The 24,280-nt window shown below is 71.7% G+C and carries 22 protein-coding genes; 15 read left to right on the forward strand and 7 right to left on the reverse strand.

All coding sequences use genetic code 11. The annotated features are described in order from the left end of the window. Positions 1-27: 27 nt before the first annotated feature. A complete protein-coding gene (locus AW273_RS27325; RefSeq protein WP_062353986.1) occupies positions 28-456 on the reverse strand; it encodes a hypothetical protein in 429 nt (142 codons plus the stop codon). Positions 457-593: 137 nt separating this feature from the next. On the opposite strand from AW273_RS27325, the gene AW273_RS27330 reads away from it, so the two are divergent. The 7 genes from AW273_RS27330 (at position 594) to AW273_RS27360 (ending at position 7,342) form a co-directional block, all read left to right on the forward strand. After that, positions 594-797, forward strand: coding sequence for a hypothetical protein (locus tag AW273_RS27330; protein ID WP_062353989.1), 204 nt, complete (start codon positions 594-596; stop codon positions 795-797). Positions 798-1,294: 497 nt separating this feature from the next. After that, positions 1,295-2,602, forward strand: a complete 1,308-nt coding sequence (locus AW273_RS27335; protein ID WP_062353992.1) for an ABC transporter substrate-binding protein — start codon at positions 1,295-1,297, stop codon at positions 2,600-2,602. A 71-nt stretch (positions 2,603-2,673) separates the two neighbouring features. Beyond that, on the forward strand, positions 2,674-3,645 hold the full coding sequence (locus AW273_RS27340; protein ID WP_062353995.1) for a carbohydrate ABC transporter permease: 972 nt from the start codon (positions 2,674-2,676) through the stop codon (positions 3,643-3,645). Continuing rightward, positions 3,642-4,466, forward strand: coding sequence for a carbohydrate ABC transporter permease (locus tag AW273_RS27345; RefSeq protein WP_030456968.1), 825 nt, complete (start codon positions 3,642-3,644; stop codon positions 4,464-4,466). The genes AW273_RS27340 and AW273_RS27345 overlap by 4 nt, the downstream gene beginning before the upstream one ends. Beyond that, positions 4,463-5,836, forward strand: coding sequence for a GH1 family beta-glucosidase (locus tag AW273_RS27350; RefSeq protein ID WP_062353998.1), 1,374 nt, complete (start codon positions 4,463-4,465; stop codon positions 5,834-5,836). Before AW273_RS27345 ends, AW273_RS27350 begins: the two co-directional genes overlap by 4 nt. Next, positions 5,833-6,828, forward strand: coding sequence for a LacI family DNA-binding transcriptional regulator (locus AW273_RS27355; protein WP_062354001.1), 996 nt, complete (start codon positions 5,833-5,835; stop codon positions 6,826-6,828). The genes AW273_RS27350 and AW273_RS27355 overlap by 4 nt, the downstream gene beginning before the upstream one ends. 103 nt (positions 6,829-6,931) lie before the next feature. Continuing rightward, a complete protein-coding gene (locus tag AW273_RS27360) occupies positions 6,932-7,342 on the forward strand; it encodes a hypothetical protein (protein WP_062354004.1) in 411 nt (136 codons plus the stop codon). Here AW273_RS27360 and AW273_RS27365 read toward each other — a convergent pair. After that, complete coding sequence (locus AW273_RS27365; RefSeq protein ID WP_232327619.1) at positions 7,331-7,768, reverse strand: CoA-binding protein; 438 nt, start codon at positions 7,766-7,768, stop codon at positions 7,331-7,333. The genes AW273_RS27360 and AW273_RS27365 overlap by 12 nt on opposite strands. A 136-nt stretch (positions 7,769-7,904) precedes the next feature. Here AW273_RS27365 and lanKC point away from each other — a divergent pair, with 136 nt between their 5' ends. The 5 genes from lanKC (at position 7,905) to AW273_RS27385 (ending at position 15,847) form a co-directional block, all read left to right on the forward strand. Beyond that, positions 7,905-10,415 (forward strand): class III lanthionine synthetase LanKC, encoded by a 2,511-nt coding sequence (lanKC, locus tag AW273_RS27370; protein ID WP_062354008.1) that lies wholly within the window; start codon positions 7,905-7,907, stop codon positions 10,413-10,415. Positions 10,416-10,478: 63 nt separating this feature from the next. Then, a complete protein-coding gene (locus tag AW273_RS37520; protein WP_156046157.1) occupies positions 10,479-10,625 on the forward strand; it encodes a SapB/AmfS family lanthipeptide in 147 nt (48 codons plus the stop codon). An 88-nt stretch (positions 10,626-10,713) separates the two neighbouring features. Further along, positions 10,714-12,315 (forward strand): ABC transporter transmembrane domain-containing protein, encoded by a 1,602-nt coding sequence (locus AW273_RS27375; protein ID WP_062354011.1) that lies wholly within the window; start codon positions 10,714-10,716, stop codon positions 12,313-12,315. Next, positions 12,312-13,955, forward strand: coding sequence for an ATP-binding cassette domain-containing protein (locus AW273_RS27380; RefSeq protein WP_062354015.1), 1,644 nt, complete (start codon positions 12,312-12,314; stop codon positions 13,953-13,955). The genes AW273_RS27375 and AW273_RS27380 overlap by 4 nt, the downstream gene beginning before the upstream one ends. After that, a complete protein-coding gene (locus AW273_RS27385; RefSeq protein WP_062354018.1) occupies positions 13,952-15,847 on the forward strand; it encodes a prolyl oligopeptidase family serine peptidase in 1,896 nt (631 codons plus the stop codon). The genes AW273_RS27380 and AW273_RS27385 overlap by 4 nt, the downstream gene beginning before the upstream one ends. A gap of 7 nt (positions 15,848-15,854) precedes the next feature. On the opposite strand, the gene AW273_RS27390 is transcribed toward AW273_RS27385, so the two are convergent. Then, positions 15,855-16,319, reverse strand: coding sequence for an ATP-binding protein (locus AW273_RS27390; RefSeq protein WP_062354021.1), 465 nt, complete (start codon positions 16,317-16,319; stop codon positions 15,855-15,857). 114 nt (positions 16,320-16,433) lie between these two features. On the opposite strand from AW273_RS27390, the gene AW273_RS27395 reads away from it, so the two are divergent. Both AW273_RS27395 and AW273_RS27400 read left to right on the forward strand, forming a co-directional pair. Further along, the gene (locus AW273_RS27395; protein ID WP_062354024.1) at positions 16,434-17,237 is read left to right on the forward strand and encodes a PIG-L family deacetylase; all 804 of its coding nucleotides are present in this window, start codon (positions 16,434-16,436) and stop codon (positions 17,235-17,237) included. Then, complete coding sequence (locus AW273_RS27400; RefSeq protein WP_062354027.1) at positions 17,234-18,427, forward strand: epoxide hydrolase family protein; 1,194 nt, start codon at positions 17,234-17,236, stop codon at positions 18,425-18,427. Before AW273_RS27395 ends, AW273_RS27400 begins: the two co-directional genes overlap by 4 nt. On the opposite strand, the gene AW273_RS27405 is transcribed toward AW273_RS27400, so the two are convergent. Beyond that, positions 18,408-19,604 carry an RNA polymerase sigma factor gene (locus AW273_RS27405; RefSeq protein ID WP_062354029.1) on the reverse strand — a complete coding sequence of 399 codons (1,197 nt, stop codon included), beginning with the start codon at positions 19,602-19,604 and terminating at the stop codon, positions 18,408-18,410. The genes AW273_RS27400 and AW273_RS27405 overlap by 20 nt on opposite strands. Before the next feature lie 20 nt (positions 19,605-19,624). Beyond that, positions 19,625-19,972 carry a YciI family protein gene (locus tag AW273_RS27410; RefSeq protein WP_062354031.1) on the reverse strand — a complete coding sequence of 116 codons (348 nt, stop codon included), beginning with the start codon at positions 19,970-19,972 and terminating at the stop codon, positions 19,625-19,627. A 111-nt stretch (positions 19,973-20,083) separates the two neighbouring features. On the opposite strand from AW273_RS27410, the gene AW273_RS27415 reads away from it, so the two are divergent. Further along, on the forward strand, positions 20,084-23,302 hold the full coding sequence (locus AW273_RS27415) for an nSTAND1 domain-containing NTPase (protein ID WP_062354033.1): 3,219 nt from the start codon (positions 20,084-20,086) through the stop codon (positions 23,300-23,302). Here AW273_RS27415 and AW273_RS27420 read toward each other — a convergent pair. Both AW273_RS27420 and AW273_RS27425 read right to left on the reverse strand, forming a co-directional pair. Continuing rightward, entirely contained in the window at positions 23,244-23,846 is a 603-nt protein-coding gene (locus AW273_RS27420) for a hypothetical protein (RefSeq protein ID WP_062354035.1), read from the reverse strand. The genes AW273_RS27415 and AW273_RS27420 overlap by 59 nt on opposite strands. Before the next feature lie 92 nt (positions 23,847-23,938). Next, the coding region (locus tag AW273_RS27425; RefSeq protein WP_500778877.1) for a ClpB D2-like domain containing protein at positions 23,939-24,280 on the reverse strand (342 nt) is incomplete at its 5' end.

The following is a 24,280-nucleotide window of genomic DNA, read 5'->3' on the forward strand; positions in this document are numbered from 1 at the left end:
GCGGGGGCCGATCGGTGTGTCCTCGGTTCAGAAGCCGTCGTCGCGGCGCGAGGGGCGTCCACCGGCGACGAGCCGGTCGCCGTCCTCCACCCGGTCGACCGGACGGGTCTCGTCACGGTCGTCGACGCCGTTGTGGTTCCGGTCGACGAGCTGCTGTTCCAGATTCCGCTTCTCGCTCTCCAGCCGGGAGACCCGGTCACGCTCGGCCAGCCGCTCCTCGCGCATCCGGCGGCGCTTGGCGACACCGCGGCGCATGCCGCCGCTGACCATCGCCAGGCCGATGAGGACCCCCGCGGCGGTGGCCGCGCCGAGCAGGAACATCTCGAAGGAGGTCAGCGTGAAGTTCCAGTCGAGCACGGTGATGGGGGTGGCGGCCGTCGCGGTCGTGTCCTGAATGGAGATCTCGATCAAGACTGCACCCGCGACCACGATCAGGAGAAGGCCCAGAAGAACCATGTGTTCTCACCTCGAATGCAGATGTGGCTTGGCCCACTTGTCTGCCCCCGATTCAGCCGTTCATGTCCGCCATGGCGCCTTTCGGAGTTTTACAGGCGCTCGTCCATGATCTCCGTTTGCTTGGGTATGGGGCCGTTATGAGTGAGCTGCAGCAGGTGGAAGAGGAGATCGCCCGCATCCGCGCGGAGGCCCGTTCCCTGCGGGAGCAGATCGGCGACCGGGCGGGTGACGGCCCGGCCGATTCGGCGGAGCTGGCCACCCTCATCGCCAACGCCGATCAGCTCGACACCCTCGCGGAGGAACTGGAGGGCCGGCGCGAAGCCCTGAAGAGCCGGGGCTGACCGGCTGACGGCCTTCGGTGCCGGTCGGGTCCGGCGCGACCCTTCCGGCACCGGAGGCCTGCACCTTCTTGCCGCAAACCCGGGCCCTGCCTTTTGCCCTGCGTCGGGCCCTGTCTCGCGCTCTGTCCCCGGCCGACGCACGCCCGCTCACCTGGGTCGATCCCATGGGAACCTCCTTGGAAGACGGCGTCGAGCCGTACCCGAGAGAACAGAAAGCGCTCTCGCGATCGGATCGTCCTGCGACTTCTGGACTTTTGTCAAGACTAGGTTTAACTTGCAGGAAACCCGCGAGACTTTTGAGAAAGCGCTCTACCTGATTCAGGAGATCCTTGGATCACGTCTGTGACCTGCTGAAACGTGTGAAAACTCCAGGGAACGTTCCCTAGAGGTCACGACGATCGTTATCTCTCAGCCCATTGACAACCCCACGGGCCCAGCTCGACCCTCACTCCAGGGAACGTTCTCTTCATGATCAAAAATAGGAAGGTTCCATCGGCATGTCTCACCCCCCTCGCCGCCGTGCCGCGCGGCTGCTGGCACCCCTGATCGCCGCTTCCCTCCTGGCCGCCGCCTGTGGTGGTGGGGAGAACACGCCGGCCCCCGGAGCCGCCAGCGGCGGTGCCGCCGCCCCCGCCGAACCGGTCAAGCTGACCGTGGCCCTCTTCAGCGACTTCCACTACGGGCCGCTGTACGAGGAGTTCAAGAAGACCCACCCGAACGTCGAGATCACCGAGCGCCGGGCGCAGTTCAACGACCACCACAACAACCTGGTCACCCAGGTCGCCACCGGCGCGGGCGCCGCCGACGTCGTCGCCGTCGAGGGCGGCTTCATCGCCACCTTCCGCGAGGTCGCCGACAAGTTCCACAACCTCGGCGACTACGGCCTGAGCTCACGCCAGTCCGAGTACCTCGACTGGAAGTGGCAGCTCGGCCTGTCGAAGGACGGCTCCCAGCTCATCGGCCTCGGCACCGACGTCGGCGGCCTGGCCATGTGCTACCGGCCCGACCTCTTCAAGGAGGCCGGCCTGCCCACCGATCGCGACGAGGTCGGCGCCCTGTGGCCGACCTGGGAGCAGTACGTCGAGACCGGCAAGAAGTTCGTCGCCGCGGGCGGCAAGGCCGCCTTCACCGACGGCCCCGGCGAGCACTTCCGCGCCATGGTCGAGCAGGCCCCCGTCGGCTTCTACGACACCAGCGACAAGGTCGTCGTCGGCACCAACCCCGACGTGCGCAAGGCCTGGGACATCTCGGTGTCCATGATCCAGAACAAGCTGTCGGGCAAGCTCGTCGCGTTCACCCCCGAGTGGACCACCGGCATCGCCAAGGGCACCTTCGCCACGATGGTCTGCCCCGCCTGGAAGACCGGCGTGATCAAGGACCAGAAGCCCGGCGAGGGCACCTGGGACATCGCGGCCGTGCCCGGCGGCGGCGGCAACCAGGGCGGCACCCACCTGCTCGCCCCCAAGCAGGGCAAGCACCCCAAGGAGGCCGCCGAGCTGATCAACTTCTTGACCAGCAAGGAGAGCCAGCTCACCCTCTGGAAGGACGCCTCGGCCCTGCCGTCGCTGCCCGCCCTCTACGAGGACCCGGCCGTCGCCACCTTCGTCAACCCCTACTTCGGCGACGCCCCCATCGGCAAGATCTTCACCGACGCCGCCAAAGCGCTGAAGCCGCAGTACACGGGCCCCAAGTCCGGTGACGTGAACGTCGCCATGGGCAACGGCCTCGGCCGCATCGAGCTCCAGGGCCAAGACCCCGAAGAGTCCTGGAAGCAGGCCGTCGCGGACTCCGAGAAGATCAAGTAGCCGTACGCCGCGGGGTGGCCGGTCCGGCCACCCCGCCGCTCCGCCGATTCAGTCCCCTGAAAGGAGCCGCCATGGCCACGCGCGCCCCGGAACGCGCCGACGCCGCGCCGCCACGGCGACCGGCGGGCAAGCGCCGGCCGACCGGCCGCCACTGGCGGCACGCGGTCGACGTCAAAGCCTCGCCGTACGCGTACGTCGCGCCGTTCTTCCTGCTGTTCTGCGCCTTCGGGCTGTTCCCCATCGGCTACACGCTCTGGGTGAGCCTGCACGAATGGACCCTGCTGGACGACGAGCACACCTTCCTCGGCCTGGAGAACTTCAGGGTTCTGCTGACCGACTCGTACTTCTGGAACGCCACGTACAACACGCTCTCCATCGGGATCCTCTCGATGGTGCCCCAGTTGCTGCTGGCCCTGTGGCTCGCGCACCTGCTCAACCGGCCGCTGCGGGCGCAGAACTTCTTCCGGATCACCCTGCTGCTGCCCAACGTCACCAGCGTCGTGGCCGTCGTGGTGATCTTCTCGCAGATCTTCGGCCGTGACTTCGGCCTGATCAACTGGGTCATCACGTCGTTCGGCGGCGAGGGCATCGCCTGGCGCGACGCCAGCCTGAGCTCCCACCTGGCCATCTCGACGATGATCATGTGGCGGTGGACGGGCTACAACGCGCTCATCCTGCTGGCCGCGATGCAGGCCGTGCCGAGAGAGCTCTACGAGGCCGCCACCATCGACGGCGCGTCGAGCTTCACCCAGCTCCGCAAGGTCACCGTGCCGATGATCCGGCCCACGATCGCCTTCGTGGTGATCACCTCGACCATCGGGTCGATGCAGATCTTCGCCGAGCCGCTGCTGTTCGGCGCCTACACCCTCACCGGCGGCCAGGACCGGCAGTACCAGACGCTCTCGCTGTTCTTCTACGAGAACTACATGCGTCTCGACTTCGGCTACTCCTCGGCCATCTCGTGGATGATCTTCGTGTTCATCCTGATCATCGCCGGCGTCAACTACCTGCTGACCAGCCGGATGAAGGGAAACCTGCGATGACCGGCCGTCGGGTCAACAACCGGCTGACCTACCTCACGCTCACCGCGGTCGCCTTCTTCTTCACGATCCCGCTCTACTACTCGATCGTGGTGGCCTCCCGCGACAACGCCTCCCTCGCGTCGGTGCCGCCGCCGCTCTTCCCGGGCGGCAACTTCTTCGAGAACGTCAGCCGGGTCTTCGACACCGTGCCGTTCGGCCTGGCGATGCTGAACTCGGTCCTGGTGGCGGGCACGATCTCGATCTCGGTCATGTTCTTCTCGACCCTGGCCGGCTTCGCCTTCGCGAAACTGCGGTTCCGCGGCCGCAACATCCTGCTGCTCATGACCGTCGGCACGATGATGGTGCCGACCCTGGCCGGCATCATCCCGCTCTACATCCTCATGGTGAAGCTGGAGTGGGTCGGCTCCCTGTACGCCGTCGTCGTGCCCGCCCTGGTCAACGCGTTCGGCGTGTTCTTCATGACGCAGTTCCTGTCCCGCGCGCTCCCCACCGAGCTGCTCGAAGCGGGCCGCGTCGACGGCTGCACGACCTGGGGCCTGGTGTGGCACGTCGTCTTCCCGGCGGCCCGCCCGGCGGCGGCCGTGCTCGGCATGCTGACCTTCATGACGGCCTGGAACGACTACATGTGGCCGCTCATGGTGCTGACCCCGGAGAACCCGACGGTCCAGGTGGCGTTGTCGACCCTGGCCGCGGGCTACGTCAACGACTACGTGATGGGCCTCGCGGGGACCGCGCTCGGCACGCTGCCCCTCGTCATCGTGTTCGCACTTCTCGGCAAGCACATCATCGGAGGAATCATGCAGGGGGCGGTCAAGGGATGACGCCGGAAATCCAGTTTCCCGAGAGGTTCATCTGGGGTGCCGCCACGGCGTCATACCAGGTGGAGGGGGCCGCCCGGGAAGACGGCCGCGGCGTGTCCATCTGGGACACCTTCGCGCGCACCCCCGGCAAGGTCGCCGACGGCCACACCGGCGACGTCGCCTGCGACCACTACCACCGCTATCCGGAGGACGTGCGCCTCATGGCCGATCTCGGCCTGGGCGTCTACCGGTTCTCCACCGCCTGGCCCCGGGTCGTGCCCGACGGCTCCGGCCCGGCCAACCCGCGCGGCCTCGACTTCTACGACCGCCTGGTCGACGAACTGCTGGGCGCCGGGATCACGCCGTACGTGACCCTCTACCACTGGGACCTGCCGCAGAACCTGGAGGACCGCGGCGGCTGGACCTCCCGCGAGACGGCCTACTACTTCGCCGACTACGCGGCGGCCGTGCACGCCCGGCTCTCCGACCGGGTCTCGACCTGGACCACCCTGAACGAGCCGTGGGTCTCGGCGTTCCTCGGCTATGGCAGCGGCGTGCACGCCCCCGGCGTCACCGACGCCTCCGCCGCCTTCAAGGCGGCCCACCACCTGCTGCTCGCCCACGGCCTGGCCGCCCAGAACCTCACGGGCACCCTCGCGCTGACGCTGAACATGGCCCCCGTGGTCACCCCGGCCCAGATCATCGACGTCGCCCACGTGCTGACCGACGGCGACGCCGAGGCGGTCAGCCGGGTCGACGCGCTGCTCAACCGGCAGTTCCTCGACCCGGCGCTGAAGGGCGTCTATCCGGCCGAGGTGCTGGACATCGCGGCCCGGCACGGCGGCCTCGACCACATCCGCGACGGCGACCTGGAGATCATCTGCCAGCCGATCGACCTGATCGGGATCAACTACTACAACCCGTGTGTGGTCCAGGCGTCGCCCGGCGCGGTGGCGCCCCTGGCGTGGCCCGGCGCCGACGGCGTCGAGTTCGTCTCCATCGAGGGCCCGCAGACCGCGATGGGCTGGCCGATCATCCCCTCCGGCCTGTCCCGGCTGCTGGTCCGGTTGTCCCGCGACTACCCGGACGTCGGCCTGCTGGTCACCGAGAACGGCGCCGCCTTCGACGACAAGGTCGTCGGCGACCGCGTCCCCGACGGCGACCGGGTCGCCTATCTCGACGGTCACCTGCGCGCCTGCCACGAGGCGATCGCCGAGGGAGCCGACCTGCGGGGCTATCTGGTGTGGTCCCTCTTCGACAACTTCGAGTGGGCTGAGGGATATCACCAGAGGTTCGGTATCGTGCGGATCGACTACGCCACACAGCGCCGCCTGCCCAAAGACAGCGCTCTGTGGTACCGGGACGTCATCCAGCGGAACGGCATCGAGTGAAACGTCCAACCTTGGAGGCGGTCGCCGCCCGCGCCGGCGTGTCCAAGTCGACCGTCTCAAGGGTGGTCAACGGCGACACGACCGTGACGCCGAACTTCCGCGAGCTGGTGCTGCGGGCGGTGAACGAGCTCGGCTACGTGCCGAACTCGGTCGCCCGCAGCCTGGTGACCCAGCGGACCAACTCGATCGCCCTGGTGGTCTCCGACCCGCCTGCCGGGCTGTTCTCCGACGACCCCATGTTCTCGGCCGTGGTGCGGTCGGCGTCGCGGGCCCTTGAGGCGGCGTCCAAGCAGGTCGTCCTGATGCTCGCCGGGTCCGACGAGAGCCGGGTGCGCGTCCAGGAGTACGTCGCCGCCGGTCACGTCGACGGCGTGATGCTGGTGTCGTTCTACGGGGCCGACCCGCTGCCCGCGGCCCTGATGCGGATGGGCCTGCCGATGGCGTCCTTCGGCAAGCCCGTCTCGGCCCCCTCGGTCCCCTACGTCGACAACGACAACCTCGGGGGAGCCCGGCAGGCGGTCGAACACCTGCTGAACCGGGGCCGCCGGCGGATCGCCACCATCTCGGGCCCGCTCGACATGATCGCCTCACAGGACCGGCTGACCGGCTACCGGGAGACGCTGCGCGACACCGGCCGACGGTCGATCATCGCGGTCGGCGACTTCACCCGGGTGTCGGGCGACCAGGCGATGTGCCAGCTCCTCGAAGACGACCCGGGCCTCGACGCCGTCTTCGCCGCCAACGACCTGATGGCGATCGGCGCCCTCCACGCGCTGCGCCGGGCCGGTCGCCGGGTCCCCGACGACGTCGCCGTGGTCGGGTTCGACGACATAGAGGCCGCGCTCTACACCGACCCGCCGCTGACGACGGTCCGCAGCCCGATGGCCGACCAGGCGCTGGCGGTGGTCAGCCTGCTGCTGGGCCTGTTCGAAGACGGGCGCACCGACCCGGTGATACTGCCGACGGAGCTGGTGGTCCGGGAGTCGGGCTGAGGCGGGTCACCATGTCCCGCCGGGGTCGGGACCGTCGCCTCACGACGCCCGCACGTCCCGGCGTGGATCCTCGGAGGGTCGCCACCCAACACGAGGAAAGCCCATGTCATCCACAGGGAAACCGTTCGCCCTCGCCGTCGTCGTCGCCGTCGGCGTCCTGCTCGTCATGGACGTCGCCGGTGCCGTGATCTCGTCGTCCGCCGGACTCAACCGCACGTTCCTCGACGCGCTCGGCTCACAGGCCCGGCTCTCGGCGCCGCTCCCGATGATGGTCGCCCAGGCGATCCTGGCCTTCGCGGTCACCAGGGGGCGCCGCGCCGTCGCGATCCCGGCCGCCACGCTCCTGGTCGTCGCGGGGGTGCTGGCGTTCGTCTCCGGATTCTTCGACGGCGGGTACGCCGCCGACCTCACCCCGGGCCAGCGGGTGTTCCAGATCGCCCTGGTCACGGGCCACCTGATCCTGAGCGCGCTGGCCGGGCTCCGGCTCGCGTGGTTGCTGCGGTCAGCGGCGTAGCGCCCACTCGACCGCCGGGCAGCGGTTCATCACGACGTCGAGCCCGGCCGCCAGCGCCCGGTCGCCGGCCGCCTCGTCGTACACGTCGAGCGGCAGCCACACCGCGCCCGCGCCCACCGCGATCGCCTCGTCGATCACGCCGCCCGCGAAGACGGTGCGCCGGTAGACGGCCACCACGTCGATCGGGACCGGGATCTCGGCGAGGGCCGGGTAGGTCGTCTCGCCCAGGACCGGCCTGCCGCCGGGATGCACCGGGATGATGCGTTTGCCGCGTCGTTTCATGAGTTCCGCCTGGTTGTGGACGGTCCGGCTGGGATCGCCGGAAAGGCCGACGAAGGCCCAGGTCGTCGTGTCGTTCAGCAGGCGCCTGATGACCGTCGGGTCGGCGAAACGATCTCCCATGTCCTGGTGCAACAAGCCGATCACCGGGTCTCTTCCGGCACAGGTCAGGCCGGGTTTCACGACGGCACCCATGACGTTTGCCCACGAAGGATTGATTGAACTTGTAACTAGAAGCTCTTGGGGTTATCCGGAATTCTTCCTGTTAGCAGAAAGCAGGGAGATGGCAGTGAATGACCAGTATGAGCTTTATTGCCTCGCGGACCGGCTTTTCTATGACACCGCCGACCGGCGCGGAACCGACATTCCCGATTTCGCCGTGGCCGGACGTGACATTCCGCGTGGCTGGTCCCACCAGCCGTCCGACACCTGGTTCCACTACGCCCCGACCGGCCATGATGTTCCGCCGCAGGGCTGGAAGATCCACGTGTCGGCCGGGCTGGCCGACGCGGCGCGGGTGCTGGAAATCGTCTGGGACTATTGCGTCGAACGTGATATCCCATTCAAATTCCTGCGCAGCAGGTCGGTCGTCACGATGCTCAACTCGAAAGGCGCGGCGCGGGGCGCGAGCGGCAAACTGGTCACCATCTACCCCCGGCAAGACTGTCTGGAGCTGACGCTCAAGGAGCTCGACGGTCTGCTGGCGGGGGTGCGGGGGCCCTACATCCTGAGTGATCTCCGCTACGGCGAGGGGCCCCTCTTCGTCCGCTACGGCGGATTCACGGCCCGGCGCTGCGTCGCCGCCAACGGCGACCTCGTGCCGGCGATGGAGAACGACCGGGGTGAGCTGGTGCCCGACGTCCGGGGCCCGTCGTTCACGGTTCCCGACTGGGTCGAGCTGCCCGACTTCCTCACGCCCCACCTCGCGGCCAGGAACGCGATCACCACGACCGAGCTGCCCTACGCGGTCGACTCCGTCATGCACTTCTCCAACGGCGGCGGCGTCTACCTCGCCACCGACAGGCGCAGCGGCGAGCGGGTCGTGCTCAAGGAGGCCCGGCCGATGGCGGGGCTCGACGCGGCCGAGCGCGACGCGGTGGCGCGGCTCCAGCACGAACGCGACATTCTGCGGCGGCTCGACGGCCTCGACTGCGTGCCCGGCTACCGCGACTACTTCGTGCTCGGCGACCACCATTTCCTGGTGATGGAGTTCGTCGACGCCACGCCGCTGCAGCGCACCCTGGTCCGCACGTTCCCGCTGACCAAGGCCGACGCGACGGCCGAGTCGATCGCCGAATACACCGTCTGGGCGCTCGACACGCTGCCCAAGGTGCGGGCCGCGATCGAGGCGCTGCACGAACGCGGGGTCGTCTTCTGCGATCTCCATCCCAACAACATCCTGGTCACGCCCGAAGGGCGGCTCGTCCTCATCGACTTCGAGGTCGCGACCTTCGTCGAAGACCGCGGGCGGTCGGTGCTGGCCCATCCGGCCTTCCAGGCGCCGGCCGACCGCCGGGGCGCCGACGTCGACCACTACGCCCTCGCCTGCCTGACGCTGGGCCTGTTCGCGCCGCAGCTCACGATCACCGTGCCGCTGGCGCGGGCGAAGGCGGGCCAGCTCGGGCGGCTGATCGTCGACACGTTCCCGGTTCCGCCCGAGCTGATCAAGCGGGCCGTCCACACGATCAGCGGGCCCATCGGGGGCGGGCCCACGGCGAGCGTGACCCTGGGCGACCCGATGGCCGCGATGGCGCGGGCGATCCTCGCCAGCGCCACGCCGGAGCGGGAAGACCGGCTGTTCCCCGGCGACATCGCGCAGTTCCGGCCCGGCGGCGGCGTCAACCTGGCCCACGGCGCGGCCGGGGTGCTGTTCGCGCTCGACGTGGCCGGGGCCGGGCGCTTCCCCGACCTCGAAGAATGGCTGCTCAGCCGGCGGCCGGAGTCGCCACCCGGCTTCTACGACGGCCTCCACGGCGTCGCCTACGTGCTCGATCGCTTCGGCCACGTCGACCGGGCGCTCGACCTCGTCGACCGGGCGATGGCCGGCCGGTGGCGCGATCTCGACCTCGGCCTGTGGTCGGGGCTGGCCGGCATCGGGCTCAACCTGCTCCACCTGGGGCTCGACGCCCGCCCGCTGATCGAGCTCTGCGCCGAGCGGCTGCCCCACGACGTGCCCGACATCTCGGGCGGCGCCCACCCCAGAGCCGGTCTGCTCCACGGCCTGAGCGGCCCCGCCCTGCTGTTCCTGCGCGCCTACGACCACACCCGCGACCCCGCGCTGCTCGATCTGGCCGAACGGGCGCTGCGCCTCGACCTGAAGCGCTGCGTCACCACGTCAGACGGATCGCTGCAGGTCAACCAGGGCTGGCGGACGCTGCCCTATCTCGACGAGGGCTCGGTCGGCATCGCGATCGTGCTGGCCGACCTACTGCGCCAGCGGCCCGGCTCACCGCTGGCCGCCGCCCTGCCCGACCTGCTGAAAGTGGGCCGCTGCCGGTTCTTCGTGCAGCCCGGCCTGTTCGCCGGGCGGGCCGGCATGGTCCTGGCCGACCGCACCCTGATCCCCGGCCTCGACTGGCACGTCCTGCCCTACCGCGACGGGATCGCCTTCCCCGGCGACCAACTGCTCCGGCTGTCGATGGACTTCGCGACCGGCACCGCCGGCGTCCTCTACGCCCTCAGCGGCACCCCGTTGCCCTTCACGCATCCACTTGGCGCGGAGCCATACGCCGCGCCTGGTGGTGTCCCCGTTCGTCCACCGGCCAAGGAGGTGATCGGGGCCCCGAACAGCTAGCTCCACCTTTCTAAAGATCTCGAATGTCCTCCCGATAGAGAAACTTCACAAAGGAGCATGACCATGGTTCTTCTCGACCTTCAGGCGATGGAGCTTCCCGGCGGCGGCTACCCCGGCGGCGGCGGCCACGGCGGCGGCGGCAGCACGCTGACCCTGCTCGGCTGCGCGTCCCAGACGCCCAGCAACCTGAGCCTGCTGCTCTGCCACTAGGCACCCGATCGGGGGCCCTGGGCTCGCGGGAGCCCGGGGCCCTCCCCGTTTTCGAAATCTCCGCCCACGTGAAGAGAGGGACTCGGCGTTGCGGACGGCCGACCGGCTGACAACCGAGGCGATCAGGCGCAGCGGGCCCGCGGCGGGCGTGCTCGCCGCCGTCGCGCTCATCGGCGCCGGCCTTGAGCTGGCACTGCCGTTCGTGCTCGGCCGTGCCGTCGACACCTTCTCCACGACCTGGGTGGTCTGCGCCGGGGCCGTCGTGGTGCTCCTCGTCGCCTGCGACGGTCTCGGTGTGCACATGAGCGCCATCGGTGGCGCACGGGCGGCGGCCTGGTTGCGCCACCGGGCGCTCTCCCATCTGCTCGGCGCCGGTCCCGGAGTGACCCGGCGCATCCCCGAGGGCGACCTGGTGACCCGGCTCGGCCTCAACGCCGAAGAGGCCGGACGCGCGGCCGACGCCGTGGTGGCCTCGGTGGCGCTGGTGGTGCCGTCGGCCGGGGCGCTGGTCCTGCTGGTGCTGATCGACCCGTGGCTGGCGCTGACGCTGGCGGGCGGGCTGGTCGCGATCGTGTTCGTGCTGAAGCGGTTCCTGAGGGTCTCCACGGTGATCGCCGGCGGCTACCAGGAGGCGCAGGCCGACATCGCCGCGCGCCTGGTCGAAGCGGTCGGCGGCGCCCGCACGATCGCGGCGGCCGGAACCGCCGAACAGGAGACCCGGCGGGTGCTGACCGCGCTGCCGGTGGTGCGCGGCCACGCGATGGCGTTGTGGCGGGCCAACGCCGACGCCGGGGTGCGGGCGGCGATCGTGGTGCCGCTCCTGGAGGTGCTGGTGCTGGCCGTGGGCGGCTGGCGGCTGGCGGCCGGTGAACTGTCGGTCGGCGAGCTCTACGCCGCCGCCCGCTACGTGGTCATCGGCGCGGGCCTCGGCCCCGCGATCGGCTCGCTGGGCCGGCTGGCCCGCGCCCGCGCGGCCGGCGCCCGGCTGGCCGGGGTCCTCGACGAATGCCCGAGGGTCCACGGGGTGCGGACGTTGCCCCCCGGCCCCGGCACACTGACTTTTCACGACGTCCCCGGCCTGGCGCTGGAGATCCAGGGCGGCACCTCGGTGGCCGTGGTCGGCACGGGGACCACGCGGTTCGCGCGGCTCGCGGCCCGGCTCGACGACCCCGAGACGGGGGAGGTCCTGCTCGACGGGGTGCCGCTGCGGTCGCTGACCCGGGAGTCGCTCAGAGCCGCCGTCGGCTACGCCGTCGCCAGGCCCCACCTCGTCGGAGACACCGTCGCCGACGCGATCGGCGGCTCCCGTGCGGCGGCCGTGGCGGCCGGGGCCGACGACTTCATCCGCCGCCTGCCCCACGGCTACCAGACCGCCCTCGCCGAGGCCCCCATGTCTGGCGGCGAACGCCAGCGGCTCGGCCTGGCCAGGGCCTTCGCGAAGGGAAACCGCCTGCTGGTGCTCGACGACGCCACCTCAAGCCTCGACACCATCACCGAACGCCAGGTCTCCACGGCCCTGTCCGCCGACACCCGCACCCGCGTCATGGTGACCCACCGGGCCGCCGTCGCCGCGCGGGCCGACCGGGTGATCTGGCTGCACGACGGGCGGGTACGCGGCTTCGACCGCCACCTCGCCCTCTGGCACGACCCCGGCTACCGGGCCGTCTTCCAGGGTGGGGAGCCGCGGTGATCTCCTTCGGCCACCGGACCCGGATCGGGGCGTTCCTCTGGCGGGCCTGCCACGCCCGGCCGGGCCAGGTGCGGCGGTTCGTCCTCTGGTCGCTGGTCGAGGCCGCGCCGGCGTTCGTCATCGGGCTGGCGGTCGCGCGGGCGGTCGACGCGTTCACCGCCCACCACGCCGTCGCCGGGCTCTCGTGGACGTTCCTGCTCGGCGTCTCATGGATCTTCGCCGCGGTCGGAGCGCGGCAGGTGGTCGTCTCGCTGGCGTCCATCGTGGAGCCCGTCCGCGAGGAGCTGCTGGCCGCGACGATCCGAGGGGCACTGGAGGCCGGGCACGACGACCCGGCCGCCGTCACCAGGGCCAACCTGCAGGTCGAGGTGGCGCGCGACGCGTTCACCGGGGTGATCGGGTCGGTGAAGGCGTTCGTGTTCGCCTTGCTCGGGGTCGTCGCCGGGGTCGCGGCGTTGATGCCCGAGCTGCTCCTGCTGGTGCTGCCGCCGCTGCTGCTCGGGCTGGGGGCCTTCCTCTTCTCGCTGCCCGAGCTGGCCAGGCGGCAGCACGCCTATCTGCTCGCCGACGAGGCCACCGCCGAGAGCCTGGTCAAGGTCGCCGCCGCGCTCGGCGACATCGCCGCCTCCGGCGACGAAGACCACGCCGCCCGATACGCCGGCGCCCGCTTCGACGGCCAGCGGCTCGCGGCGGGCCGGCTGGCGACGGTCACCACGCTGCGCACGGTCGTGCTGGGCGCGGGGGCGTGGGCGCCGATCCTGCTGGTGCTCGTCTACGCGCCCCGGCTGGGGGCGAGCCCGGGGGTCGTGCTCGGCACCCTCGCCTATGTGATGCAGTCGCTCACGCCCGCGCTGTTCAACCTGGCCAGTGGGCTGGGGGAGAGCGGGGTGCGGCTGTGGGTCACGCTGGCCCGGCTGCGGGCCGCGCTGCCGCCGCCCCGGCAGGAGACCCGCAGGGCCCGGGGGGTGCACACCGAGCTGAAGGGGGTCACCTTCGCCTACGGGCCCCGGGCGCTGCCGGTCGTCGACCGCCTCGACCTGGTCATCCCCGAAGGGGAGCACCTGGCCGTCGTCGGGCCGAGCGGCATCGGGAAGTCCACCCTGGCCGCGCTGATCGCCGGGATGATCGTGCCCGGTCAGGGCCGGGTGACCGTCGGCGGGGTGCCGGCCGCCCGGCTCGACCGGGGGCAGCGGACGCTGATCCCGCAGGAGGCCTACGTCTTCCGGGGCACCGTCGCCGAGAACCTCGGCGATCACGACCCCCGGCGGATGCGGCAGGCGCTCGACGCCATCGGGGCCGCGCACGTGAAACTCCAGGCAACCGAGCTCGGCCCGGCCGACAGGCAGCTCGTCGCGCTGGCCAGGGCCTATCTCGCCGACGCCCCGCTGGTCATCCTCGACGAGGCGACCTCCTGCCTCGACCCGGCGGCCGAGGCCCGCGTCGAGCAGGCCTTCGCCGAACGGGGCGGCACCCTCGTCGTCGTCGCCCATCGCATCAGCTCGGCCCTGCGGGCCAAGAAGGTGCTGGTCATGGACGGCACCCGGGTCGTCGCCGGCACCCATCAGGAACTCCTCGCCGCCTCCCCCCTGTACGCGGATCTGGCCGGACATTGGGACCCCAGACTCAGGCAGGTGTCATGATCGAGATCATCCACGGGCACGTCGTCTCCGACCCCTACCGCTGGCTGGAAGACCCGGCCTCCGACGAGACGCGGGCCTGGCAGGCGCAGCAGGAGGTCGTCTGGCGCAGCCAGCTCCTCCCCGACCGCGACCGGTTCCGGGCCAGGATCGCCGAACTGAGCGACACCGGCGTCGTGGGCGCGCCGATCTGGCGGGCGGGCACCGCCTTCCGCGTGCGCCGCGATCCGGGCCGCCGCCTGCCCGTCCTCTACGCCGACGACCGGGTCGTGCTCGACCCCGAGGCGATCGACCCGGGCGCGACCACGCTGCTCGACGCCTGGCATCCCTCGCCCGACGGGAAGCTGGTCGCCTGCCAGCTCTCCCGGGGTGGTGACGAGCGTTCCGAGCTCTATGTCGTCGACGCCCAGACCGGCGCGCTCGTCGACGGCCCGATCAGCGGCCTGCGCCACTCGCCGGTGGCCTGGCTGCCGGGCGGCGACGGCTTCTACTACGTCCGCGACCGCCGGGCCCGCGTCCACCGCCTCCACGGCGACGATCTCGACGTGGCCGCCGCCGACGGCATCGCCCTCAGCGCCGACGGCCGGTGGCTGACCCTCTCGGTCAACCGGGGGCCGGGCAACGACGTGTGGTTGTGCGACCTGGTGAGCCCGGCGCGGCGGGTGGTCCAGCAGGACGTCGCGGCCCGGTCGGCCGTGGCCGTGGGGGGCGACGGGAGGGCGTACATGATCACGACCCTCGACGCCCCCCGGGGGCGCCTGCTCGTCGCCGACCCGGCCGCGCCCGACGACTTCCGCGAGCTGGTCGCCGAAGACGCCGAGGCCGTGATCGCCGACTTCGCCCTGCTCGACGGGGTTCTCCTGGTGGCGTGGGTGCGCCACGCCATCGGGGAGATCTCCGTCCACGATCCCGAGACCGGGGAGCGTCAAGGAGCGGTCCCGCTCCCCGGTCTCGGCTCCATCGGGCGGATGTCCGCCCGCGACCACGAGGTCTGGTTCACCTACTCCGACTACGTCACGCCCGAGAGCGTCTACCGCTACGACGCCCGCACCGGTGAGACCACCCTCTGGGAGGCGGCCCCCGGCCGGGCCGAGCTGCCCGAGATCGAGTCGCACCAGGTCGTTTACCAGTCGGCCGACGGCACACCGGTCCGGATGGTCGTGCTCGGCAGGGGCCTGCCGGGGCCCCGGCCATGTGTCCTCTACGGCTACGGCGGGTTCGGGGTGCCGCTCACGCCCTCCTACTCCTCCTATGTGCTCCCGTGGCTGGAGGCGGGTGGTGTCTTCGCGTTCGCCCAGGTCAGGGGTGGTGGTGAAGAAGGGGAGGGGTGGCATCGGGCGGGCATGCGCGGGCGGAAGCAGAACTCGTTCGACGACTTCGCCGCCGCCGCCGAGACCCTGATCGCGGCGGGCTGGACCACGCCCGCCCTGCTCGGCGTCACCGGCGAGTCGGGCGGAGGGCTGCTCGTCGGGGCGCTCGTCACGCAGCGCCCCGAGCTGGTCGCCGCCGCCGTGTGCTCGGCGCCGGTGCTCGACATGGTCAGGTTCGAGAAGTCGGGGCTGGGCAGCTCGTGGGTGCCGGAATACGGTTCCGCCGACGACCCCGAGCAGTTCGCCTGGTTGCTGGCCTACTCGCCCTACCACCACGTCAAGGAGGGCGTCGACTACCCCGCGACCCTGTTCACCGTCTTCGACGGTGACAGCCGCGTCGACCCCCTCCACGCCCGCAAGATGTGCGCGGCCCTCCAGGGCGCGACGTCGGGCGTGCGGCCGATCCTGTTCCGCCATGAGACCGGTGTCGGCCACGCGGGCCGTTCGGCCGACCGGGCGGCGGGCCTGGCCGCCGACATGCTCGCCTTCCTGGCCCGTGAGCTGGGCGGCCTGGAAGACGACTAGCGGGGGCTCAGGCCGACCGGGGGAGCGGGAGGGCCAGGGCCGTCGGCGGGGTGGTGGTGAGCGAGATCTCGAACCAGACCTTGTTGCGGCCGCCCTCCCTGACGATGCCCCAGCGGTCGGCCAGGGCGTCGAGCAGCGGGAGGCCGCGGCCGTTGGTCGCGGTGGAGGTCGCGTGGCGGGCACACGGGGGTTCGGGCGAGCCGTCGTCCTGCACGCACACCCTCACCTCGTCGGCCGAGAACCAGACCGTCACGGTGAACACGCCGCCGTCGCCCGATCTGGAGTGGACGACCGCGTTCGTGGCGATCTCGCTGGTGAGCAGCACGGAGTCGTCGTGCAGCGGGTGGTCTCTGCCGATCGTCGCCGAGACCAGGCGGCGGGCCACGACGACCTGGTCGCGGCCCCCCGCCAGCCGGGCGACCCTGGTCGTGTCGATGGAGTCGAGTGTGGTGACGTTCCCCGAGCCGTTCATGCGTCCTCCTCGATGACTGCGCAAAGAAGACGCGCCGGCACATGATCCGAGATGTCACGCGAAGGTGCGACTGTGCTTCCCCGGGGGCACCGGCGCTGCCGTAGCGTGGGGGCCATGCTGACGCTGATGGCGGTGCACGCCCACCCTGACGACGAGGTCATGAGCACCGGGGGGAGCTTCGCGAAATACGCCGCCGAAGGGGTGCGTACGGTCCTGGTGACCTGCACGAACGGGGAGCAGGGCGACGGGCCCGGCGGGGTGAAGCCGGGGGAGCCGGGCCACTCGGAGACCGACGTGGCCGAGCAGCGGCTCGCCGAGCTGGCCGAGTCGGTGGGCCACCTCGATATCACCCATCTTGAGCTGCTCGGATACCACGATTCCGGCATGGCCGGATGGGCCGGCAACACCAGCCCCGGCGCGTTCGCCAACGTCGACTTCGACAAGGCCGTGGCCAGGGTGGCGGCGCTGATGGAGGAATATCGGCCGCAGGTCGTGGTGACCTACGACGAGAACGGCAACTACGGGCACCCCGACCACATCCAGGCCCACCGGGTCGCGGTGGCGGCGGCCGAGGCGACCGGGATCCCGGTGAAGTTCTACTACACGGCCGTGCCGCGGCGGATCATCCAGGCGTCGTACGCCGCCATGAAAGAGCAGGGCATGGACCCGGGGTGGGAGCTGCCCGACGACTTCGGCACCCCCGACGAGCTGATCACCACGGTGGTCGACACCCACGAGCAGGCCGACGTGAAGCTCGCCGCGCTGCGGGCGCACGGCAGCCAGGGCGACAGCATCTCCCTGCTCTCGATGCCGCCGGAGACGCAGCGGCTGGCCATGTCGGCCGAACACTTCATCCGGGTGTTCAGCAGAGTCCCGGCGCCCGACCACGAAGACGACCTGTTCGCCGGGCTGCGATGAAGATCCACGTGCCCGACGAGGTGCTCGACGACCTGCGCCGGCGGCTCGAACTGACCCGGCTGCCCGCCGACGAGGGCAACGACGACGGGTTCTACGGGGTGCCGGTCAAGCGGCTGAGACCGCTGGTCGACCACTGGCTCGACGGCTACGACTGGCGGAAGGCCGAGGCGGCGATCAACGCCTACGACCACGAGCTGGTCGAGGTCGACGGCGTGCCGATCCACTTCATGCGGCGCCCCGGGGTCGGGCCGAACCCGACGCCGTTGATCCTCACCCACGGCTGGCCCTGGACGTTCTGGCACTGGTCGAAGGTGGTGGACGCGCTGGCCGACCCGGCCGCGCACGGCGGCGACCCGGCCGACGCGTTCGACGTCGTCGTGCCGTCGTTGCCCGGCTTCGGCTTCCCCGGGCCGCTGCGGAACCGGCCCGAGCTGAACTTCTGGATGGTCGCCGACCTCTGGCACACGCTGATGACCGAGGTGCTCGGCCACGAGCGCTACGCCGCCGCCGGATGCGACATCGGCGCGCTGATCAGCGGGCAGCTCGGCCACAAGTACGCCGACAGCCTCTACGGCATCCACATCGGCTCGGGCCAGAAGCTCACCCTGTTCAACGGCGACCGAGGCTGGGACCTGGCCCAGGGCCAGGTGCTCCCCGACGACCTGCCGCCGGAGACTAGAGACCGGATCATCGCGCTCGACCGGCGGTTCGCCTCCCACCTGGCCGTGCACGTCCTCGACTCCTCGACGCTCGCCCACGCCCTGTCCGACTCCCCGGCGGGCCTGCTGGCCTGGTTGCTCAAACGCTGGGACTCGTGGAGCGACGGGAGCGACGGAGACCCCTTCACCCCCGACGACCTGCTCACCCACACGATGATCTACTGGGTGAACAACTCGATCGGCACGTCGATGCGCTACTACGCCAACGCCAACCGCCACCCCTGGACCCCCTCCCACGACCGCACCCCGGCCGTCGAGGCGCCGACGGGCATCACCTTCGTCGGCTACGAGAACCCGCCCGGCGTCACCACAGACCAGCGGGTGGCCGCCTTCGCGAACAGCGACCGGGGCGGCTGGTACAACCACGTGAACCTGACCGTCCACGACAGGGGCGGCCACTTCATCCCGTGGGAGATCCCGGACGAATGGGTCGACGACCTGCGGCGGACGTTCAGCAAGGCCCGCGGCTAGCCCTGCGCTCGTAGAGGGTCTTCTCCCGGGCGTTCCGGGTGAGCTCGGCGGCCTCGCGGAAGGCCGCCCTGGCCTCCTCCAGCCGGCCGCCGCGTTCGAGGAGGTCGCCCCGGACGGCCGCGAGGTGGGGGTTCCCTTCGAGGGCCAGGCCGTCGACGATCTTCAGTCCCGCCTCCGGGCCCTCCGCCATCCCCACGGCGACGGCGCGGTTCAACTCGACGATCGGCGAAGGGGCCACGTGGGCGAGCAGCCGGTAGAGGTCGGCCATGCGGGCCCAGTCGGTGTCGGCGAAGGTCAGGGCCCTGGCGTGGACGGCGGCGATGGCGGCCTGGAGGCCGTACGGACCCAGGACCCCCGTTGACTCGGCGCGGGCCAGCGCTTCGAGACCCCGGCGGATCAGCAACCGGTCCCACCGCGAACGGTCCTGGTCGGCCAGCAGGACCGGCTCGCCGCCGGGGCCGACGCGGGCGGCCAGGCGGGACGACTGGATCTCCAGCAGCGCCTGCAGGCCCGACGCCTCGGAGGAGGCGGGCATCAGCGCGGCCAGCACGCGGGACAGCCGGAGCGCCTCGAAGCACAGATCGTCGCGGATCCACGAGTCGCCCGAGGTCGCCGAGTAGCCCTCGTTGAAGATCAGATAGATCACTTCGAGGACCGAGGCCAGGCGGGCGGGCAGCTCCTCGGCGGGCGGCAGCTCGATCGGGACCTTACGGAGCGCCGTCTTGGCCCGGTAGACGCGCTGCCCCACCGTCGGTTCGGGCACCAGGAACGCGCGGGCGATCTCGGCCGTGGTCAGCCCGCCGAGCAGCCGCAGCGTCAGCGCCAGCCGTCCTTCGACGGCCACCGCCGGATGGCAGGCCGTGAAGATCAGCGTCAGCAGTTCGGGCTCGGGCCCGGGGGCCGGCCGCAGGGCGAGTTCGCGGAGTTTCTCCTCGTAGACGCCCTGCCGCCGGAGCTGGTCGATCGCTTTCCGCTTGGCCGTCGTGGTCAGCCAGCCGCCCGGGTTGGCCGGCACGCCCTCGGCCGGCCATGTCTCCAGGGCCAGCACGAAGGCGTCCTGGGCCGACTCCTCGGCCAGGCCGATGTCACCGGTCATCCGGGCCACGGTCGCGATGACCTTGGCCGACTCGATGCGCCAGACGGCCTCGACGGTGCGGATCGGATCGACGGAGCCCACCTCCTCAGAATGTCATCGGCTCAGAATGTCATCAGCGGGAAGACGCGGGAGACGCCCTCCCAGCCGGGCCACATGTCGTGGTGCAGCCTCATGAACCGGTTGGCCCACTCGACCGCCTCGGCCTCGTCGCGGACCTCGTAGATCGCGTAGCTGATGAGCTCCTTGGCCTCGGCGAACGGGCCGTCGGAGACGGTCAGCTTGCCGCCGACGACCTCGACCTCGGCGGCCAGCCCCCGCAGGCCGCTCTGGTCGACCAGGACGCCGGCCTCGGTGGCCTCCTGGCCGAGGCGCATGATCGCCGACATGAGCTCGGCGGGCGGCGGGGTCTCGGGCTGGGTGGTCCGGGTCAGCGTGATCAGGTAGCGCATGGGTGTTCTCCGTTCGTTCTCGTGCGAACCTACGACCCCTCCACGAACGGCCGGACGGTGTTTCGACAGCCGCCGGTTACTTTTCCGCAATTTCCGGCCCATGCTTGTCAGGTGAGCAGCAGGCCTCCCTTTCCGGGGCTGGCGGCGTTCGACGCGCCGGACGCCGACGTGTTCTTCGGCCGTGACGACCTCCTGGCCGACCTGCGGCGGCGAACCGGGAGCGAGCAGCTCGTCGTCGTCACGGGCGCCTCGGGCGCGGGGAAGACCTCGCTCGTCGGCGTCGGGCTCCGCGAGCTCGACGGGCTGCGCCTACGGCCCGGCGGTGATCCGGTCGGCGCGCTGCTGGCCGCGTTCGGGGCCACGATGGACCGCGACCGGCTGGCCGCCGCGCCCCATCACCTCGACGAGTTCGGCGACCCCGGGCTGGTCGTGGTCGACCGGTTCGAGGAGGTCTTCACGGCCTGCCGCGATCTCGACGCGCGGCAGGCTTTCGTTCGGGCGCTCACCGCCACCCGGGCCCGGGTGGTGCTCGTGCTGCGGGCCGATTTCACCGGCGACGCCGCCGCCCACCCCGAGCTGGTCGCGGCCCTTTCCCGGCCGCTGCTCGTCTCTCCCCTGTCCGGGTACGACCTCCGCGCCGCCATCGAGCGGCCCGCCCTGGCCCACGGGGTGACCTTCGAAGAGGGCCTGGTCGACGAGATCGTCGCCGACCACAACGGCGACCTGCCGCTGCTGGCCCACACGCTGCGGGTGATGTGGGACCGGCGCGAGGGCGGCCCGCTGACGTTCGAGGGCTACCGGGCCACCGGCCGGGTGACCGGGGCGATCCCCCGCAGCGCCGAACGGGCGCTGGTCCGCAACGACGCCAGGGCGGCGCTGTCGGCGCTGGCCGGGCCCCACGGCACGCTGCGGCCGGGCCCGATGAGGCCCGAGCTCGAACCGTTCGTGGCGGCCGGGCTCGTCCGGGCCGACGGCGAGACGGCCGAACTGGCCCACGAGGCGGTGATCCGGGCCTGGCCCCGGTTCACCGCCTGGACGGAGGCCGATCGGGCGGCCGGTCAGGTGCGGCGCGAGTTCGCCGCCGACGCCGACCGGTGGGTGCTCAGCGGGTTCGCCGCCCCCCACCTCTACACGGGCGCCCGGCTCGCGGCGGCGCGGGCGGCCGTGCGGCGGATCCGGCGAGAGCTGACCCCGGCCGAGGTGGCGTTCCTGGAGGCGAGCGCGGCCCAGGAGTTCGAGGGGCGGCGCGCCGACGAGAAGCGCACGTTCGTCCGGGGCCTGTTCTCGATCGCGGCGGTGGCGTTGCTCGTGCTGAGTTTCGGGGCCACCGGCGCGCTGGCGCTGCTCGTCAACGGGGCCACCCGCGACCGCGACGTCGCCGTGCACCGCGGCACGGTCGCCGTGGCCCGCCACCTGCTGGCCCAGGGCGACGCGCTGGCCGCCGACCAGCCGGTGCTGGCCCGGCTGCTGCGGCTGGCCGGGGCCGAGATCGCGCCCGCGCTGCCCGAGGCGGCGGCGGGGCTGCGCGCGTCGGCGGCGCATCCCGCGCTCGACGTGCTGCGCCCGCCGGGCGTGGAGACCATGGCCGTCAGCGCCGCCGGGTTGCCGGCCACCACCTCGGGCGGCGACGTCACGCTGTGGCGGGACGGCGCCCGGCTCGCGGTCGTGCACGCCCACGACGACCCGATCGGCGCGCTCGCCTTCACCCGCGACGGCCGCCGGTTCGCCACCGCCGCCTCCGACGGTTCGGTGCGGATCTGGGACACCGCCACCCGCGACCTGCTGACCACCGTCGACGACGGCGGCCTCGGCCGCAAGGCCGTCGCGTTCGGCCCCGACGGGCGCACCGTCGCCGTCGCCGCCGCGGGGCGGCCGGTCACGATCTGGAGCACCACCACGGCCCAGCCGGTCGCGGAGTTCCCGGCGGCGGGCGACCGCCCGCTGGTGCTGTTCGGCAACGACGGCGACACCTTCTACACCGCGACCGCGCGCGGCCTGGAGGTCTTCGACCTGCCGACCGGAGACCGGCTGCGCCTGCTGCCCTCCGAGCGGGTCACCTCGGCCGCGCTCACCCCCAACACGCGCACCCTGGCCGTCGGCCGCGCCGACGGCGGCGTCGAGATCTGGGGCGTGGGCGAGCGGGAGTTCACGCTGCGGGCCGACTTCACCGCGCACGACCGCGCGGTCGAGACGATCGCGTTCAGCCCCGACGGCGGCACCTTCGCCACCGGCGGCGGCGACGAGGCGGTGCGGATCTGGGAGACCGTGGGCCGCCGCCGCGTCGGCGACACGATCACCGGCCACACCGGGACGGTCGTCGCCGTCGCCTACACCCCCGACGGGCGCACCCTGCTCACCGCGGCCACCGACCGGACCGTCCGGGTCTGGAACATGGCCGCGTACGACTCCGTGCTCGACCTGACGACCCGGGTCGCCGACCCGAAGACCGGCCGGTTCGCCACGGTCGACGCGATCACCTTCAACCAGGACGGCACGATCTTCGCCACCGGCGACGCCGCCGGCACGGTGCGCCTCTGGCGGACCGCCTCACGCACCCCGCTCGGGGTGCCGATCGAGACGCGGACCTCCGGGGTCCACTCGATGGTGTTCGACCCCACGACCGGCGGGCTGGTCGTGCTGAGCACCGACAACGTGATCAGCCTGCTCGACGTCGACAGCCGCACCAGCCAGCCCCTGTGGGCCAACCCGCCCCAGGAGGTCACCAACCACGGCGTGCTGGGTCCCGACGGCCGGACGCTCGCGCTGGCCTACGGGCCGAGCGTGGAGTTGTGGGACAACCGGACCCGGCGGTTGACCGGCCGGCTCGGCGGCCACGACGGCGACGTGCGCGCGGTGGCGTTCAGCCCCGACGGACGGCTGCTGGCGACCGGGGGCGCCGACCGGGTGATCCGGTTGTGGGACCCGGCGAAGGCGGTCGCCGCCGGTCCGGCCCTCCTGGGGCACACCGGCGACGTGTTGTCGGTCGCGTTCAGCCCCGACGGCAGCGTTCTGGCCAGCGGTGACGCCAGCGGGACAGTGCGCTTCTGGGACATCACGACGGGCCGGCCGCTGGGCGCCTACCACGGGCGGGCCCCGGCCGACGGAGCCCCGGCCTTCGCGGCGAGCGCTCTGGCGTTCAGCCCCGACGGGGGCACCCTCGTGGGCGGCGGCCGGTTCACGGCCCCGGGCCAACCGGCCCTGGAGATCTGGGATTCCACCCTCTACGGCGTGGACGCCCGCAGCCTGGTCTGCGACCAGGCCGGCCGCACCCTCACACCCGAAGAGTGGCGCGCGCACGTACCCGATCAGCCCTATCGGCGGCTCTGCTGACGATCGGGCGGCGGGTCTCGTGGGGGCGGATGTCGCGGCGGTGGACGAGCAGCTCGCCGTGCAGCGGCCAGTGGCCGGGGTCCTCGCGCAGGACGGCGCCGAGTTCGTCGCGCATGCGGCGGCCCTCGGTCAGTGAGCGGTCGAGCTCGCCTGTGAGGCGTCCGGCCTCCGCCGGGCAGCACGTGGTGGCCGCCTCGGCGTAGTCGCGGGTGGTCTGGGCCAGGTCGTGCAGCACACTGGCCAGGCGTTCGCGCACGCCGGTCTCCCACATCCGCAGGGCGGTGCGGTCGCTGATGCTTCGGGCCAGGCCGCGTACGGTCGGGATCGCGCGTTCCAGGGTGTCGAGGGCCTCCCGCAGGGCGCGGCTGTGGCCCGAGCGGGTGCGGCCGCGCAGGCGGGCGGTCTCGTCGGCGGTGTCGACCGCGGCCTCCACCCGGTGGATCTCCGAGGTGAGTTTCCTGGCCTGGTCCATCCAGCGGCCGACGGCCTCGGGGCCGGGCTCGGTGGACAGGCCTCCGGCCATGTCGTCGAGGAGGGCCGCCACCCGGCCGCCGAAGTTATGCCTGGGGGGGATATTTCCTGGTTCCGGCAAAACCGAAGGGCCGGGTGGATCACCCGGCCCTTGGTCTTCCGTTGTTACGGCTTCGCCGTGAACGCCGAGGGGACGTACATCTCGGTCTCCGGCTTGGCCTCGCCGACGAAGGTGAACTTGGCGGCCTCGCCCTCACCCTCGACGTCGACCTTGACGACCTGGCCGGGGCGCAGCTCGCCGTAGAGGATCTTCTCCGACAACGAGTCCTCCAGCTCACGCTGGATGGTCCGGCGCAGCGGCCGGGCGCCCAGGACGGGGTCGTAACCCCGGTCGGCGAGCACCTGCTTGGCGGCCGGGGTCAGCTCCAGAGCCATGTCCCGGTCCTTCAGGCGGGCGTCCACCTGCGCCAGCATGAGATCGACGATCTGGATGATCTCGGTCATGCG

Source organism: Herbidospora yilanensis, from assembly GCF_001570565.1.
Lineage (GTDB): Bacteria > Actinomycetota > Actinomycetes > Streptosporangiales > Streptosporangiaceae > Herbidospora > Herbidospora yilanensis.

What these genes read in the sequence shown, in the direction of transcription:
- AW273_RS27395 (WP_062354024.1), top strand. Translation starts at nt 16,434, where the DNA reads ATGCTGACGCTGATGGCGGTGCACGCCCACCCTGACGACGAGGTCATG.
- AW273_RS27350 (WP_062353998.1), top strand. Translation starts at nt 4,463, where the DNA reads ATGACGCCGGAAATCCAGTTTCCCGAGAGGTTCATCTGGGGTGCCGCC.
- AW273_RS27325 (WP_062353986.1), bottom strand. Translation starts at nt 456, where the DNA reads ATGGTTCTTCTGGGCCTTCTCCTGATCGTGGTCGCGGGTGCAGTCTTG.
- AW273_RS27385 (WP_062354018.1), top strand. Translation starts at nt 13,952, where the DNA reads ATGATCGAGATCATCCACGGGCACGTCGTCTCCGACCCCTACCGCTGG.
- AW273_RS27340 (WP_062353995.1), top strand. Translation starts at nt 2,674, where the DNA reads ATGGCCACGCGCGCCCCGGAACGCGCCGACGCCGCGCCGCCACGGCGA.
- AW273_RS27360 (WP_062354004.1), top strand. Translation starts at nt 6,932, where the DNA reads ATGTCATCCACAGGGAAACCGTTCGCCCTCGCCGTCGTCGTCGCCGTC.
- AW273_RS37520 (WP_156046157.1), top strand. Translation starts at nt 10,479, where the DNA reads ATGGTTCTTCTCGACCTTCAGGCGATGGAGCTTCCCGGCGGCGGCTAC.
- AW273_RS27410 (WP_062354031.1), bottom strand. Translation starts at nt 19,972, where the DNA reads ATGCGCTACCTGATCACGCTGACCCGGACCACCCAGCCCGAGACCCCG.
- AW273_RS27390 (WP_062354021.1), bottom strand. Translation starts at nt 16,319, where the DNA reads ATGAACGGCTCGGGGAACGTCACCACACTCGACTCCATCGACACGACC.
- AW273_RS27345 (WP_030456968.1), top strand. Translation starts at nt 3,642, where the DNA reads ATGACCGGCCGTCGGGTCAACAACCGGCTGACCTACCTCACGCTCACC.
- AW273_RS27400 (WP_062354027.1), top strand. Translation starts at nt 17,234, where the DNA reads ATGAAGATCCACGTGCCCGACGAGGTGCTCGACGACCTGCGCCGGCGG.
- AW273_RS27330 (WP_062353989.1), top strand. Translation starts at nt 594, where the DNA reads ATGAGTGAGCTGCAGCAGGTGGAAGAGGAGATCGCCCGCATCCGCGCG.
- lanKC (WP_062354008.1), top strand. Translation starts at nt 7,905, where the DNA reads ATGGCAGTGAATGACCAGTATGAGCTTTATTGCCTCGCGGACCGGCTT.
- AW273_RS27335 (WP_062353992.1), top strand. Translation starts at nt 1,295, where the DNA reads ATGTCTCACCCCCCTCGCCGCCGTGCCGCGCGGCTGCTGGCACCCCTG.